General features: G+C 26.1%; 1 pseudogene. It reads left to right on the forward strand.

Annotated elements, in window-relative coordinates:
• Positions 1 to 556: pseudogene (locus BKH42_RS09690) on the forward strand (hypothetical protein); the annotation flags it as partial.

Consider the following 556-nt stretch of genomic DNA (forward strand, 5'->3'; position numbering starts at 1 on the left):
AAGAACTTTTAAGAACTCCTATTGGTGTTTATAATAAAAGTGATTTGTTTTCAAAACAAAAGATTCAAGAATTCCAAACACAATACGCAAAAAAATATTTAGAGAAGCTATCTAAAGAAATCAATATGGAATTAAAATTCTTAAGTTTTAATGCTAATAATGACATTATTTTGGAATCTAGAAGTAATTTATCTCAGAGTGGTTTTTTAGATTTGATAAAAAATCTTAAAAAAGATCGTTCCATTGAATTAAAAGATCTCAATTGGAATCTTGACATCAATGAGATCATAGAATTTCACAAGGAATCAAAAAACTTTATTGATACATTTGAAAATGAAATCAAAGATATTAATGGCATAAAACCTCTCCATCATCAACGCAATCAACCCAAAGAAGAAAAAAATCCAATGAAAGCCCAATATTCAAGTTTGCTAGATTTTTTTGAGAAAAAACGCATTGAAAATCAAAATATGGCAATTTCCAAAGATGAATTCAAGAAGGATTTTTTAGATTATTGTAAAAACAATATGAGTGAAAATGAAATGCAAACCTTAGT

It is taken from the genome of Helicobacter sp. 13S00482-2, from assembly GCF_002272795.1.
In the GTDB taxonomy this organism is placed as follows: Bacteria; Campylobacterota; Campylobacteria; order Campylobacterales; family Helicobacteraceae; genus Helicobacter_J.